Origin of the sequence: Paeniclostridium hominis (assembly GCF_014306135.1) — a bacterium.
GTDB lineage: Bacteria > Bacillota > Clostridia > Peptostreptococcales > Peptostreptococcaceae > Paraclostridium > Paraclostridium hominis.
The window spans coordinates 50,936-66,785 of the sequence record NZ_JACRWD010000004.1 but is presented as its reverse complement, the minus strand read 5'-3'; the positions used below and the strand labels follow the sequence as shown (position 1 = coordinate 66,785).

Annotated in this window: 13 protein-coding genes and 2 other annotated features; of the genes, 1 reads left to right on the top strand and 12 read right to left on the bottom strand. The window is 28.7% G+C overall.

The genetic code is table 11. The annotated features are described in order from the left end of the window. Positions 1-84: 84 nt before the first annotated feature. The 10 genes from H8891_RS10885 to infC form a co-directional block, all read right to left on the bottom strand. Positions 85-2,493: a DUF3656 domain-containing U32 family peptidase gene (locus H8891_RS10885; protein WP_187006472.1), complete on the bottom strand. Its 2,409-nt coding sequence runs from the start codon at positions 2,491-2,493 to the stop codon at positions 85-87. 72 nt (positions 2,494-2,565) lie between these two features. Next, positions 2,566-3,144 (bottom strand): cell division protein ZapA, encoded by a 579-nt coding sequence (gene zapA, locus H8891_RS10880; protein ID WP_187006471.1) that lies wholly within the window; start codon positions 3,142-3,144, stop codon positions 2,566-2,568. A 28-nt stretch (positions 3,145-3,172) separates the two neighbouring features. Beyond that, a complete protein-coding gene (gene pheT / locus H8891_RS10875) occupies positions 3,173-5,563 on the bottom strand; it encodes a phenylalanine--tRNA ligase subunit beta (RefSeq protein ID WP_187006470.1) in 2,391 nt (796 codons plus the stop codon). Between the two features lie 15 nt (positions 5,564-5,578). Beyond that, the gene (pheS, locus tag H8891_RS10870; RefSeq protein WP_147547059.1) at positions 5,579-6,598 is read right to left on the bottom strand and encodes a phenylalanine--tRNA ligase subunit alpha; all 1,020 of its coding nucleotides are present in this window, start codon (positions 6,596-6,598) and stop codon (positions 5,579-5,581) included. A 53-nt stretch (positions 6,599-6,651) separates the two neighbouring features. Then, positions 6,652-6,887: a binding site (T-box leader), on the bottom strand. Between the two features lie 61 nt (positions 6,888-6,948). After that, positions 6,949-7,746 carry a TrmH family RNA methyltransferase gene (locus tag H8891_RS10865; RefSeq protein ID WP_187006469.1) on the bottom strand — a complete coding sequence of 266 codons (798 nt, stop codon included), beginning with the start codon at positions 7,744-7,746 and terminating at the stop codon, positions 6,949-6,951. 2 nt (positions 7,747-7,748) lie between these two features. Further along, positions 7,749-8,420: a potassium channel family protein gene (locus H8891_RS10860; RefSeq protein ID WP_147547055.1), complete on the bottom strand. Its 672-nt coding sequence runs from the start codon at positions 8,418-8,420 to the stop codon at positions 7,749-7,751. A gap of 20 nt (positions 8,421-8,440) precedes the next feature. After that, positions 8,441-9,817, bottom strand: a complete 1,377-nt coding sequence (locus tag H8891_RS10855; RefSeq protein ID WP_147547053.1) for a TrkH family potassium uptake protein — start codon at positions 9,815-9,817, stop codon at positions 8,441-8,443. A 202-nt stretch (positions 9,818-10,019) separates the two neighbouring features. Next, positions 10,020-10,376, bottom strand: coding sequence for a 50S ribosomal protein L20 (gene rplT / locus H8891_RS10850; RefSeq protein WP_147547051.1), 357 nt, complete (start codon positions 10,374-10,376; stop codon positions 10,020-10,022). 56 nt (positions 10,377-10,432) lie between these two features. Beyond that, entirely contained in the window at positions 10,433-10,630 is a 198-nt protein-coding gene (gene rpmI / locus H8891_RS10845) for a 50S ribosomal protein L35 (protein ID WP_147547049.1), read from the bottom strand. A gap of 27 nt (positions 10,631-10,657) precedes the next feature. After that, a complete protein-coding gene (infC, locus tag H8891_RS10840; protein ID WP_330594196.1) occupies positions 10,658-11,149 on the bottom strand; it encodes a translation initiation factor IF-3 in 492 nt (163 codons plus the stop codon). Between the two features lie 377 nt (positions 11,150-11,526). Between infC and H8891_RS10835 the strand changes: the two genes are divergently transcribed. Beyond that, positions 11,527-12,927, top strand: coding sequence for an ATP-dependent metallopeptidase FtsH/Yme1/Tma family protein (locus H8891_RS10835; protein WP_187006468.1), 1,401 nt, complete (start codon positions 11,527-11,529; stop codon positions 12,925-12,927). A gap of 36 nt (positions 12,928-12,963) precedes the next feature. On the opposite strand, the gene thrS is transcribed toward H8891_RS10835, so the two are convergent. Together thrS and H8891_RS10825 are read right to left on the bottom strand one after the other, a co-directional pair. Then, positions 12,964-14,883 (bottom strand): threonine--tRNA ligase, encoded by a 1,920-nt coding sequence (thrS, locus tag H8891_RS10830; protein ID WP_147547042.1) that lies wholly within the window; start codon positions 14,881-14,883, stop codon positions 12,964-12,966. A gap of 54 nt (positions 14,884-14,937) precedes the next feature. Further along, positions 14,938-15,159: a binding site (T-box leader), on the bottom strand. Between the two features lie 54 nt (positions 15,160-15,213). After that, positions 15,214-15,816 carry a DUF445 domain-containing protein gene (locus tag H8891_RS10825; protein ID WP_187006467.1) on the bottom strand — a complete coding sequence of 201 codons (603 nt, stop codon included), beginning with the start codon at positions 15,814-15,816 and terminating at the stop codon, positions 15,214-15,216. Positions 15,817-15,850 lie beyond the last annotated feature (34 nt).

Here is a 15,850-nt window from a genome sequence, read left to right as displayed (position 1 = left end):
TTTACTATATTTAATAAAGTAATTACAAAAAAATATAGTATATAAGCATAATTTTTTAAGCTTATATACTATATTAATTATAATTTATTCAACACCTTTATAGTAGTGCCCAGTTGTAGTACCTACCTTATCTAAATTATTAAATAACTTTCTAGACTTACTTCCCATAATAAAATTATTTTCTATAGTTTCTAGATATGCTTCTATTATATTTTCTATTTGATCGTTATCTTCAAGTGTGAAATCTAATCTAAATATGTTTATATATGAATTTTTTAGTTCATTTAAATCTTCTAACATACATATAGGTTTTGAATTATATATACTTGTCCTACAGAATATATCTTGTGATAATCTATATATCTCATCTTTAGAATCTTTTAATGCATACATACTCTTATTACATATAGCACATCTTTTATCTTTTTTACAATTTCTAACTAAAACTCCCATAGGACAGTATTCACTAATCATAAGAGGAGTATATCCATAAACAATGCTTTCTATATCGATATCTGTGTATCTTAACATATCTTTAATTTCTGTTAAGTTTAGCTCTTGAGAAATACACACTGTCTTTGCACCTTCAGATTTATAATGATTTATTGTTTCACTATTAAATGAATTTAAATAAGTATCTATATATAATTCATTTTCTTTAAATAAACTAACGCAACCTAAATTTTCTGCTTGTACTGATAATTTGCTATCATTTTTTAATTTATCTAAAATTTTGTAATCTTTATTTCTAAGTATTCTTGGTGGCGAATATATTATTTTTACTTTACTATTAGAAATTTCAATAGCTTCATCTAAAGTATTTATATCTTCATAATAAACTGTATCTATATCATATTTTAATACAGATTTTAATTGATCTATATTTTTAACTTTTACTCTAAGCTTTATATCTTTGTCTCTAATTACAGATTTAGGAGTATATATTAGAGTTTGATTTTTATAAACTCTTTTCTTTATAGATATTCTTTCATTACTCAATTTATCTATAGCATCTCTTCTTAATTGATTAAGTATACTTATAGGTAAACTTATATTTTCATCAATATCTACTTCTATATCATTTATAAAATATGGTGTATTACCTAATTTGCTTATTTGAGATATTACTTTTTCTTTGCCTAAAGACACTTTTATAGCTTTTTCTACAACTTTATCTGATCTAACTGATATAATGTTCCCATTTTTATCTTTTAAACTTAACAATGGCATTTCACCAAGTTTTAACTCTATTTTAGCATCTACAGGTATCTTTATATTTTCAATATCTTCTTCGAAAGTCTTTTTAACTGTATTTAAAAGATCACTATCTGATGTTTTATATACTATTTGACCTCTTTTTGCATCACCTATAAAATCTAATTCTATAAGTTCTCCTCTTTCTCCCCTGTCGCTAATTTGGTTATTAGCTTTTATAATTCTTCCTATAGTACCTCCACCTAAGTTTATTCCATCACCTTTTTTAAGTGTATTTTCTAACATTATCTTAAGTCTTTTAGCTTTTCTATTATAATCCAATACTTTTCCAATATAAAGCCCTACATTATTAGGTCTATTTGAGTTCATTACATCTTCTCCAACTTCACCTAATAAATATCCTTTAGTAAACTTTCTATTAAATATAGTATATAAATTATTCATTGTATCATTAGATACATTTACTTTATTTTTATTTATATATTCATCTATCGTCTGTCTATAACTGCTTATAACTGTAGCTACATATTCAGGTCTTTTCATTCTTCCTTCAATTTTAAGAGAATGTACGCCTGCATCAATTATTCTATCTATCTCTTCTATTGTATTTAAATCTCTAGGGCTTAATAAATAATCACCTTCTGTATTTATAGTTTGTCCTGAGTTTATATCTATTAATTCATACTTTTGTCTACATGGCTGTGCACATCTACCTCTATTACCTGATCTATTTCCAATCATACTACTCATTAAACATTGCCCTGAATAGCATACACATAGCGCTCCATGAACAAATATTTCAATATCAACATCAGAGTTTTTGCATATATATTCTATTTCATCAATATTAAGTTCCCTTGCTAAAACTACTCTATCAAATCCAAGGTTTTGAAGATATAAAGTGTCTTCAAGAGAATGTGCTACCATTTGAGTACTTGCATGTAATTCAAAATCAGGAAGCATAGATTTTATTAACTTTGCCATTCCTATATCTTGAAGTATAACTGCATCAATATCTATATCATATAGATATTTTATATATTCTAAAAAATCTTCTATTTCATTTTGTTTTATAAGTGTATTTGCTGTTACAAATACTCTTACATCTCTTATATGAGCATATCTAACAGCTTCTTTTAACTCTTCTCTGTCAAAGTTATTAGCAGAGGCTCTAGCACTAAATTCTTTTCCACCTAGGTAAACTGCATTTGCTCCATTTTGTACTGCAGCTTTTAATGCATCAAAACTACCTACAGGTGCTAGTAATTCTGTATTCATAACTACCTCCTTAAGTCATTAAAAACTAAAACCTTCAGGTTAGTTTTCCTGAAGGTTTTTTAAAGTATTCTATTATTTTAATAATTTACCAGAAGCTTTTATATAATTTAACTCTTGTTCTAACTCAATATTTTTTAATTGTAAGTCATATAATTTATTTTGAAAATCTGATGCTAGCTTTTCAGCTATTTCAGTTTTTTCATTTGCTTCAGCTAAACTATTTTTAAGTTCCTCTATTTCTTTTTTCAGAGGATTCATTTCTTCTAAGTCATTTGATTTATTTTCTAGTTCTGACTTTAAAGAATCTATCTCAGTTTGTTTTGTTCCAAGTTCTTCAACCTTTTTATTAAGTTCTAACTTTAATTTTCTCATCTCTAGTTGAACTTCTTGGTTAGGCTTTTCTGCTTTTTTAACTAACTCTTCATTTTCTTTAGTTAACTTATCATTTTCTTCTGAGCATTCAAATAATAAGTCTGTAACAGTTAAAGCTGATAATATGGCTACTTGAGATGTACTAAGTAATGAATTTGATTCTGAAATTCTAGTCATTTCTTCATCTACATAGTGAGCTATTTTTATCATATAATCTTTAGATTTCTCAGACACCATAGGATATTCAGATCCATGTATCTTTACTGTAACTTTATTCATCCTAACCCCCCCTACATTTGTTACGTAATTAGTTTGATCTTAAATTTGCATTTAATTTTTCACTTAGTTCACTTACTATTTTATCATGAACTTTAGCTACTTCTTCATCAGTTAAAGTTTTATCTTTACTTCTATATGTTATTGAGTATGCTATAGATTTATGTCCTTCTTCTATTTGAGCACCTTTATAAACATCGAATAATTGATAACTTTCTAATATATCTTCTCCATTTGCTTTTATTATATCTTCTATTTGCTTAACAAATACTTCATCTTTAACTAATAAAGCTATATCTCTAGTAGTTGATGGATATTTAGGTAATGGATTATAAACTTTCGCATTGTTTAAGTTCTCAAATACTAAATCTACATTTATTTCAGCAATGTAAACTCTTTGATTTAAATCGTAGTTTTCTAATACATCTGGATGTAGTTCTCCAAAAGTACCTATACATATATTATTATACACTAATTTAGCACATCTTCCAGGGTGGAATGTTAAATTTTTAGTTTCAGGTTCAATTTCATAACCTTTAAATCCAACGTTGTTTAATATAGTTTCAACAGCACCTTTTAATGTGAAGAAATCTACATCTTTTCCATACATTCCTATAGACATTTTCTTTGTTTCTACAGGTAATCCTTCTTGTGGTTTAAATGTGTTTCCACACTCAAAAGCATAAGCTTCCTCAACTTTATGAGATAAGTTTGTTGATATTACATCTATCATATTAGGTATTAAAGTAGTTCTCATAACAGAAGTTTCTTCACCTAATGGATTTATTATCTTAACAAAATCTCTTCTTTCATCGTCTTGAGCTAAGTTTATTTTATCTACTCCTCTAGGGCTTACAAATGAATATGTTAATATTTCATTTAAACCTACAGCTATAGAGTTGAATTTTATATCATCTATGAATTTTTGTTTTTCTGTTTTAACACCAGCTGTAGCATTTCCTTCTAATGTAGCTGATGGTATATTATCATATCCGTATATTCTAGCTATTTCTTCTAATATATCTGCATCTTCAGTTATATCTAATCTGAAGCTTGGAACTTCTAATTCTAACTTATCAGAAGATATTAAGTTGCATTTAAACTCTAATCTCTCTAATATGTTTAAAAATTGGTCCATCGCTACATTAACACCTAATAACTTGTTTATTCTTTCTGGGTTAACTGTTATTTTTTGTATTTCTTCTTTTTTAGGATAATAATCTAACATACCGTTAAGAACTCTACCACAACCTAATTCTTCTATTAATTGGCATGCTCTATTTACAGCAACTTCTGTTAAGTTTATATCTATTCCTTTTTCAAATCTAGATGATGCTTCTGTTCTTAAACTTAATTTTTTAGATGTAGCTCTTATATTTTCTTTAGCAAAGCTTGCACCTTCTAAGAATATAGATGTAGTTGTATCTTTTACTTCTGAGTTTTCTCCGCCCATTATACCAGCTAAGTCTAAAGTTTTGTCTTTATTTCCTATAACAAGCATATCTGATGTTAATGTTCTTTCAACACCATCTAAAGTTGTAAACTTTTCACCTTCTTGAGCTAATTTCACTGTCATTTTATTATATTTTATATCATCTAAATCAAAAGCATGTAAAGGTTGACCTAATTCTAACATAACATAGTTTGTTATATCCACTATATTGTTTATTGGTCTCATTCCTGCTTCTATAAGTCTTCTTTGCATCCAATATGGAGAAGGACCTACCTTAACATCTTTTACAACTTTTCCACAATATCTTTTACATAAATCAGTCTGAACATCTATTTCAAAGCTCATTTCTTCATCTGAACCATTTACTTTTATTTCTGGGAATTTTAATTCCTTTCCTAAAGTAACAGCAGCTTCTCTAGCTATTCCTAATATTGATCTACAGTCTGGTCTATTTGAAGTTATTTCAAACTCTATTAAAGCATCATTTATACCTAAAACTTCTCTTACATCCATACCTAATTCGAATGAATCTTGATGATCTAGTATATATATTCCATCTTTTTTATGTTCTTCAACATACTGAGAAGGTATAGTTAATTCTTCAGCTCCACAGAACATTCCTTCTGATAAAACTCCTCTTAACTTACCTTTTTTTATTTTAAAATCACCAGGTAATACTGCACCTATTCTAGCAACAGGAACAAAATCTCCAACATTTATATTTGTTGCATTTGTTACTATTTGAAGTATTTGACCATCAGCAACTTCAACTTTAGTAACTTTTAATCTATCTGCATCTGGATGTTGTTCTATTTCAAGTATTTTACATACTTCAACTCCATTAGTTTCTTTTCCAAAGAATTCTACTTTCTCAACTTTTGACCCTGTCATAGTCATCATATCAGCGAATTCTTGAGTTTCTCTATCTATATCAACGTAGTCTCTAAGCCATTTTAAAGGTACTAACATATTAATTCCTCCTAATTAAAATTGATTTAAAAATCTCATATCATTTTCGAATAATAATCTTATATCATCTATTTCATACTTAAGCATTGTTATTCTATCAAGTCCCATACCAAAAGCAAATCCGCTGTAAACTTCTGGGTCTATTCCACAGTTTCTAAGCACATTTGGATGTACCATACCAGCACCTAGTATTTCTATCCATCCTTCACCTTTACACATTGGACATCCTTCGCCTCCACACTTAAAGCAAGTAACATCTACTTCTGCACTTGGCTCTGTGAATGGGAAGTTATGTGGTCTAAATTTAGTTTTTGTATTTTCTCCAAATAGCTTTTTAACAAACATATCTAAAGTTCCTTTTAATTGAGCCATTGTAACATCTTTACCAACTACAAGCCCTTCTATTTGATGGAACATTGGTGAATGTGTTGCATCTGGAGCATCAAATCTGAAGCATCTACCTGGAGATATTATTTTTATTGGTAACTCTTCATTTTTCATAGTTCTAACTTGAACTGGAGAAGTTTGAGTTCTAAGTAATAATTCTTCATTTATATAGAAAGTATCACTCATATCTCTTGATGGATGGTCTTTTGGTGCATTTAATGCATCAAAGTTATTTGCAACTGTTTCAACTTCTGGACCTTCAGCTATAGAGAATCCCATTCCTATAAATATCTCACTTATTTCATCTGTTATTTTAGATATAGGATGTTTTTTACCTACTCTAAACTCTTTAGCTGGCATAGTTACATCTAAAACTTCTTCAGCTAATTTTCTTTGTTTTTCAATATTTTTTAATTCTTCTTTTTTAGCACTTATAGCATCGTTTATTGCTTCTCTAACTTCATTAGCAACCTTTCCTATTACAGGTCTTTCCTCAGCTGATAATTTACCCATTTCTTTTAATATAGCTGTTATTTCACCTTTTTTTCCTAAGTACTTAACTCTTAAAGACTCTACTTGTTCTATACTTTGCATGTCTTTTATTTCACTTAATGCTGTTTCTTGTAAATTAAGTAATTTTTCTTGCACTATAGTCACCCTTTCAATTTAATTTTTCATATAAAAAAAGCCCTTCATCCCTATCTAGGGACGAAAGGCTATTATTTCGCGGTACCACCCTAGTAGTTTGCCTTATTTAAATAAACTATGCAAACCACTCGAAAAACTTAACGCGTTTTATAACGTCATAACCTACTTTATTTTCAGCTATGATACTCCAGAGGGAACTTCTTTTAATAGCTTAGAAAGTACTTTCAGCCTAGGTACTTATCTCTGTACTAAGTTTTATTAAAATACTTTTCTCTTTCATTGTATTTAAAATATATAACTTTTAATTGTAGATTATATCATATTTATCATATTTTTTCAATATAGCTCTATTATATCATATATTTTTTAATCTCATACATTAATATCGCCGAACTTATAGCTGCATTTAAAGATTCAGCCTTTCCATATATAGGTATCTTAACTAAAGTATCTGAGTTTTTTATAAGTTCATCATTAACTCCATTAGCTTCATTTCCTATAACAAGCGCAGTTTTACACTTGTAATCTACTTTATCATAGAAATTATCTGTATTTAGATAACTAGATACTATATCAAAATTTCTAAGTTTTAATTCTTTTAATGCATCATCTTGAGTCATATTTATTATCTTCATATCAAATATAGATCCCATTGTAGATCTAGTAACTTTACTATTATATATATCTACACATCCTTTTAAATTGATTATAGCATCTACTCCAGCTGCATCTGCTGTTCTTATTATAGTTCCCATATTTCCAGGATCTTGTATTCTATCTAATATTAATACGAACTTACAACTATCATCTAAAATTTCTTCAATTTTTCTTTCTTTAATTCCAACTACTCCAACTATGCCTTGAGTATTTTCTGTATCTACAAAATCACTAAATATTTTATTTGTAGTTTTATATATTTTTATATTATTAGATTGTAACACTTTTAAAAATTCTACATGTTCTTTTTTATCCTCGAAGTTCTCATTTATAAAAACATATTTTAAGTCAGCTTTACAATCTATAGCTTGAGTTAATATTCTAAATCCTTCTATTAAAAATTTAGATTCTTTTAATCTATTTTTGCTTTTTAAGAGAGATTTAGTCAACTTAACTTTTTCATTATCTTTGCTTATTATAGATGTTATCATATTTATTTTCTCCTAAATGTAAAGTCTGTATCTGATGTTATTGTACTTATTTTGCTATTTTGACCTATAACAACTAATATACTACCAGATTTTAATTGTTCTTCTGGAGATGGAGTTACATTTATGCTTTTACCACTTTTTATAGCTAAAACAGTTATTTCATATTTTGCTCTAAGGTCTAGTTCTATTAAAGTTTTACCTTCCCATTCTTTAGGAGTTACAATTTCTACTATAGAGTAATCTGGGTCTAATTCTATATGATCTAGTATATTATTTGATACTAAATTGTGTGCAACTCTAACCCCCATATCTCTTTCTGGAAATACGACTCTATCTGCACCTATTTTATATAAAACTTTTGCTTGTAATTCATCTTTAGCTTTACACACAATTTGTTCTACACCCATTTCTTTAGCTATTAAAGTAGCCATTATAGACGCTCTTATATCAGAACCTATTGCTATTATTGCCACATCAAAATTTCCCATTCCTAATGCTCTTAAAGCTTGTTCATCTGTAACATCAACTATTGCTGCATGTGTTACTTTCTCAGCTAGAGCTTGAACTGCATCATCATTTTTATCTATAGCCATTACTTGATGTCCTAATAAATGCATTGTTGTTGCTACTGATGATCCGAATCTTCCACACCCTATTACTATATATTGTTTCATATCTGATCTCTCCTAATCTTTTATCCTACTATAATTTTACCCTCTGGGTATCTTATAACTTGTTTTTTTGTATTGCGGTTGTATATTAGTGCCATAAATATAGTTAAAAATCCAACTCTTCCCATAAACATATACATCATAATTATGATTTTACCAAATATATTTAAGTTAGGACTTCCACCTATACTTGATCCTACTGTTGCGAATGCTGAAACTACTTCAAATGCAGATTCTATTAAATCAAATGAATCTTGAGTTATGTTTATTAATATAATACCTGCAATAACTACTGATATACCTATAAAAAATATAGCTATAGCTTTTCTTACCGTAGCTAATCCTACTTTTCTTTCAAAAACTTCTATATCTTCTTTTTCAAATATAAAGCTTCTTACTGAAAGTATTATTGTCGCAAGTGTAGTTGTTTTTGTTCCACCTCCTGTTGAACACGGAGATCCTCCTATAAACATTAATATAATCATTATAAATAAACTACCTTGATTCATTGCACCTAAGTCTACTGTATTAAATCCAGCAGTTCTCGGAGTAACAGATTGGAAAAATGCTCCTAATAACTTCCCTTTTAACGAAAGATTACCTAAAGTCTTATCATTAGAATACTCTATAAATAATATAAGTAATGTACCTACTAATAGTAGTACAGATGTAGTTATTAATACAATCTTTGAGTGTATATTTAATTTAGAAATCCTTTTATTCTTTACTACATCTAAAATTACAGGGAATCCTATCCCTCCAAGTATTATAAGTACTGATATGGTAAGACTTATAGTCACATTATTTACATATCTAGTTAAAGATGTAAATGGACCACTTACAGTACCCATAAGGTCAAATCCTGCATTACAAAATGCGGATATAGAGTGGAAAATACTATACCACGTTCCTTTGATTATTCCAAACTCTGGTATGAAAACAGTAGATAGTGTTAATGCTCCTATTCCTTCTATAATAAAAGTCATCAATAACACATATCTAGTTAATTTAACTAACCCAGATAAATCTATCTGATTTAAAGCTTCTTGTATAAGAAGTCTTTCTCTAAGATTTATTCTTTTCTTAGTTATTAATGCAAATAATGTGGTTATGGTCATAAACCCTAAACCACCAACTTGAATTAAAATAATTATTATAATTTGTCCAAATAAATTCCAATATGTAGCTGTGTCTACTACTACAAGTCCCGTTACACAAACAGCTGATGTAGATGTAAATAGAGCATCTACAAAAGGTATGCTCTCTCCTGTTTTAGTCGCAATAGGTAAGGATAATAAAATTGCTCCTATTAATATTACAGAGGCAAATCCAATAACCATTATTTGAGATGGATTCAATTTATTTATCGACTTTTTTATATTTGAAATAATATCTTTCATCTACTTTATCTTCTCCTCTCCATCTTAATATTAAATTACGTATTGCATACACTTATATTATTATACTTATATTTATAATAAAATACATTATATACCTAGTCCTTAAATATATCTACATAAAAATTGAAATTTAGAATTTTTAAAATATTATTTTATTATACACAAAAAAACTCTGAGTATTAACTCAGAGTTTTTAATATAATTAAGCTAATTTTGAATTAGCAACTTCAACTAATTTAGCGAATCCTTGAGGATCGTTTATAGCCATTTCAGATAACATTTTTCTGTTAACTTCAACACCTGCTAATTTTAATCCGTTCATGAATCTTGAGTAAGACATTCCGTTAGCTCTAGCAGCTGCGTTTATTCTTTGTATCCAAAGCTTTCTGAAATCTCTTTTCTTTAATTTTCTACCAACATAAGCATGCTTTAATGCCTTCATAACGAATTCGTTAGCTGGTCTGTATAATTTACTTCTTGATCCTCTAAAACCTTTTGCAAGTTTTAATATTTTCTTATGCTTCTTACGAGCGTTCATAGCTTTTTTAACTCTTGCCATCGTCGTAACCTCCTTCGTTTCTCTCTTTAATAAATTTTATCTATATTTTTTCGTTCTTATAGGTATGGTAATAATTGTGCTATTCTTCTAGCATCTCCTTCACTAACTGTTCCAGACTTTCTTAATTGCATCTTAGTCTTAGCATCCTTCTTAGTTAGTATATGTCTTCTGAAAGCTTTAGCTCTCTTTAATTTTCCACTTGCAGTTTTTTTGAATCTCTTAGCTGCACCTCTGTGAGTTTTCATTTTAGGCATATTAATATCCTCCTCTCAAATATATATCTATTTTTTTGGATCTATCATTACAACCATATTATTACCCTCAAATGCTGGGGCTTTAGTTGGTTCTCCAAACTCTTTTACTAGTTCTATAAATTTAAGCATTACTTGTTTTCCTAAGTCTTTATGTCCTAATTCTCTACCTCTAAATCTAAGTTCGACTTTAACTTTATCTCCTTTTTTAAGGAATTTCATAGCTTGATTAGCTTTTGTGTTTAAGTCATTTGTTTCTATACCTGGTCTTAATCTAACTTCTTTAACAGTTACGACCTTTTGCTTTTTCTTAGATTCTTTTTCTTTTCTAGCTTGTTCATACTTATATTTACCGTAATCCATTATCTTACATACAGGTGGATTAGCGTTAGGTGATATTTTAACTAAATCTAAATTCTTATTATTTGCAATTATTTGAGCATCTCTAGAAGACATTATTCCAAGTTGCTCACCTGTTTCTGAGAGAACTCTTATTTCTTTATCTCTTATTTCATCATTGATTGCTAATTCCTTACTAATAGTAGGACACCTCCAATTTTATATTAAAAAAGGCGAATGATATTATCATCCGCCATATAAGTTATCTCAATTAATAAACCTAATCTAAAATCGTAACTTATATTTACCTTACTAACTTATTTTGTCGTAAGGTGAGAAGCGGACTTCTTCTTGTTTTTCATTACTTAACTAATATATCATTGTTTTAAATTTATGTCAATTACTTTTTTGATTTTTTGTTAATTAATTCTTCCCTTTATGGTTATACTTTTAATAAAATCAATATTTAAATTTCTAAATGTAAAATTTTAATAATATTAATTCAAAAAACGGCAAATATATGTAGTAACAACAATTTTTTATAACTGAGGTGTTTGACTATGAAAATGTTAGATAATTTTTTAAAAAAAATTAATAAACCAGCTCCTGCGTTTAATCAGACGAAACTTGAAAAAGAAACTCCTAATGACAACTCCGATTCATCTAAGCCCAAAACTACATTTAATGATGTAGCTGGACTAGAAGAAGTCAAGGAAGAACTTTTTGAGATAGTAGATTTTATGAAAAGCCCTGATAAGTATAAAAAAATGGGTGCTAAAATCCCTAAAGGTGTATTATTTTATGGACCTCCAGGCACAGGTAAAACATTACTTGCTTCAGCTATGGCTGGAGAAACAAATGCATCTTTCTTTAACGTAACTGGCTCTGAGTTTGTAGAAAAATACGTTGGTGTGGGTGCAAAAAGGGTTAGAACATTATTTGAAAAAGCTCGAAAAGATGCCCCTAGTATAATATTTATAGATGAAATCGATGCTATAGGTGCAAAAAGACACTTAGAAAGTAATAACGAAAAAGACCAAACCTTAAATCAATTATTAGTTGAAATGGATGGGTTTAATAAAGATTCTAATATACTTATAGTCGGTTCAACAAATAGACTAGATTTATTAGATGATGCATTACTTAGACCTGGTAGATTTGATAGACACGTTCACATAGGAGATCCTAACTATCATACTAGATTAGAAATTTTAAAAGTTCATACTAAAAATAAGCCTATTGATGCCTCTGTAGACTTAGATATATTAGCAAAAAAAACTCATGGATTTAATGGAGCGCATTTAGCAAACATAGCAAATGAAGCTGCAATCTTTGCAGTTAGAGATAGCAGTGAAACTATAAATAGCCTTCATTTTGATAAAGCGATAGAAAGAGTTATAGCTGGACTTGAATCTAAAAATGCTAAACTTATAGAAAAGGAAAAACGTATAGTTTCTTATCACGAAGCAGGCCACGCTCTTGTTAGTAATGCTCTTGGAATAAATCCAATACAAAAGATTTCTATAATACCTAGAGGTCAAGCTCTTGGATATGTTCTTCAACTACCAGATGAGGATAGATATATTTATACTAAAGATGAACTTTTAGGAAAAATAAAAATCTTACTTGCTGGTAAAGCTGCGGAAGAAATTATATTTGGACATAAATCTACTGGTGCTAAAGACGACCTAAAAAAAGTAACAGATATCGCAACTCAAATGGTATGTGAATATGGTATGAGTAGTCTTGGCGCTATGACTATAGACTCGAATCAAAAGAATTTCTTATCAAAGAAAATACAAGAAGAAACAACTAATATAATAAATAGTTGTTACGAAGAAACATTGAATCTTTTAAATTCTAGTTTAAATGATCTTCATTTAGTTTCACAACATTTATTTGATAAGGAAACTATGACTCACGAAGAACTTAAAGATATAATAAGAAAAGAATGTGTATAAAAAAAGTTAGCCCTAGGGCTAACTTTTTTAAATTAACTATGCTTGAATTACATTAGTTCTTTCTTCTACTTCTTTTAATACATTAGCTATAAATTCTTCAACATCCATAGCTCCCATTTCTCCGTTGTCTCTAGATCTTACAGATACTTTCTTTTCATTAAGCTCTTTTTCACCAACTATTAACATATAAGGAACCTTTTGAAGCTGAGCTTCTCTTATCTTATATCCTATTTTTTCTGCTCTATCATCAAGCTCTACTCTTATACCTTTATCAAATAATGCATTTCTAACTTCTTCAGCATAATCTTTGAATCTATCAGATACAAGTAATATCTTAGCTTGAACTGGAGATATCCAAGTTGGGAATTTACCAGCATAATGCTCTATTAATATACCTATAAATCTTTCTATACTTCCTAATGCAACTCTGTGTATCATAACAGGTCTATGTTTCTCTCCATCTTCACCTATATAACTGATATCAAATCTTTGAGGTAATTGCATGTCTAATTGTATAGTTCCACATTGCCAAGTTCTTCCTAAGCAATCTTTTAAGTGGAAGTCTATCTTAGGTCCATAGAATGCTCCATCTCCTTCGTTTATTACATAAGGTAGATTTAACTCTTCTAATGCTTCTCTTAATCCGTTTTCAGCAGCTTCCCATTCTTCATCAGTTCCCATTGAATCTTCTGGTCTAGTTGATAATTCTAGGTGATACTCAAATCCAAATGCAGAATACACTTTATCTATTAATGAAACAACACCTTTTATTTCATCTTTTATTTGATTTGGTAACATGAATATATGTGCATCATCTTGAGTAAATGCTCTAACTCTCTTAAGTCCATTTAAAGCTCCTGATAATTCATGTCTATGAACTCTACCTAATTCAGCAACTCTCATAGGGAAATCCTTATAAGAATGTTGTTTGAAGTTGTAGTATAACATACCACCTGGACAGTTCATTGGTTTTATAGCAAATTGTTGCTCATCTATATCTACAGTATACATATTTTCTTTATAGTGATACCAGTGACCTGAAGTCTCCCATAATTTTTGATTTAATATTATTGGAGTTTCTATTTCTACATATCCGTCTTTTCTGTGTAACTCTCTCCAGAATTTTAATAATTCATTTTTAAGTTCCATACCTTTTGGTAGGAATAATGGGAATCCTGGTCCTTCTTCTGGTATAAAGAATAATTCTAATTCTCTACCTAATTTTCTATGATCTCTCTTCTTAGCTTCTTCTAATAAATGTAAATATGTTTCTAAATCTTTATTTTTTTCAAAAGATGTTCCATATATTCTTTGTAACATCTTGTTCTTTTCATCTCCACGCCAATAAGCTCCAGTTACATTTTGTAATTTAATAGCTTTAACTTTTTTAGTAGTTGGTAAGTGTGGTCCTCTACATAAATCTGTGAAATCACCTTGCTTGTAGAAAGATATTACTTCTCCTTCTGGTAATTCAGATATAAGTTCTACTTTATAGTTTTCCCCTTGCTCTTCCATTAATTTTATTGCTTCTTCTCTACTTAATTCAAATCTCTCTATCGCTAAATCTTCTTTAGCTATTTTTTTCATTTCAGCTTCTATTTTTTCTAAATCTTCAGGAGTTAATCTATACTCTAAATCTATATCATAATAGAATCCATTTTCTATACTTGGCCCTATAGCTAATTTAGCTTCTGGGTATAATCTCTTTATAGCTTGAGCTAACATGTGAGCTGATGTATGTCTAAATACATCCTTACCTTCTGCATCATCAAATTTAAATAAATTTAACTCACAATCTTCATTAACTTCAAAGTTTAACCCCACAACTTCTCCATTAACAGATGCAGCTACTATACTTCTAGCTAAACCTTCGCTTATAGACTTCGCTATATCCATAACAGTTGTACCTTTAGCGTACTCCTTTACAGATCCGTCTTTTAAAGTAACTTTTATCATGTCTTTACCTCCTTAAAATTTTTGTATAAAATAAAAAAACTCGGCCCATGAAAATCATGGGACGAGTATAATTCGCGGTTCCACCCAAGTTGGTATGTGATGTACATTACCCTCTTGTTGACTATAAGGTAGTCATCCGAGCACTTTCACTTATTAAGCTACTAAACTCAGCTCCAAGGTAGTTTTCAAATAGTCATATTTAGATATACTTACAGCCTCTGATATATCCTCTCTGTAAATTGTTTCTATTTTACTCTTCCTTTTCATCGCTATATTATTTATAATTATATACATTATAACAAATTCAATTCATTATGGCAACTAAAATTATTATATAAATATAGTTATTATTCCTTGAACTATACCTATTAAAAATCCTAGTATCAATCCTAATAATTCTATATGTTTTAATTCATTGTCTGCAACACTCAAAATTATATTTTCTAATTCAATTAAATCTAAATCATTCACTTTATTTTCAACAATTTCTTGTATGTTAACTCTTTGATGAGCCTTTTGAACTATATCTTCACCTAACTCATTTATAGAATCATTTACTTCTTTCTCTATAATTTCATCTATATAGCCTTTTATAATTGATTTTATATAGCTAGGAATTAAAGCTGCCTTTTCATCAATTATAGTTCTAACTTTTTCTTTTATATACTCTACAGCCTTTTCTTTATCTTCCTCAGTTACCAAACCTTTAAGTATATCATCTAATGATACAAATTCATCTTGAATTATCTCTCCTATTTTTACTGCTATTTCTTTTTTTCTCTTTGGTATTAACCCTATTATTTCTAAATTTAATATTGGAATTTTTATAGGATTTATTGGTCTAAACATAAGCTTTATAGCTAATTTATTTGTTATATATCCAATTATTCCTCCTATAATTCCCATAATAAGAATTATATATATATTGTTCATTTTAAATATCTCCTTAACTATTTATTTAATAAGA